Raw genomic sequence first — 253 nt, forward strand, 5'->3', positions numbered from 1 at the left:
CAGGGCGAATGGATCACCCCAATCGCTCTGGGCGTGATCGACGATCATTCGCGCCTGATCTGCCACCTGCAATGGTACGCCCACGAGAACACCGAGTGCCTGGTGCACTGCGTCTCCCAAGCCCTGAAGCGACGGGGTTCACCCAGAACGATTTATAGTGATAATGGCTCCGCCATGATCTCCGGCGAATTCACTGCCGGCCTGCATCATTTGGGCATTCTGGCGCTCAACACGCGCCCGCGCAGCGCCTGGA

General features: G+C 60.5%; 1 protein-coding gene. It reads left to right on the forward strand.

The genetic code is table 11. The features are described 5' to 3' along the window. On the forward strand, nucleotides 1-253 hold a 253-nt coding region (locus IV91_RS0114960), incomplete at both ends, for an integrase catalytic domain-containing protein (protein ID WP_031599589.1).

This window comes from Ferrovum myxofaciens (assembly GCF_000735045.1).
Taxonomy (GTDB): Bacteria; Pseudomonadota; Gammaproteobacteria; order Burkholderiales; family Ferrovaceae; genus Ferrovum; species Ferrovum myxofaciens.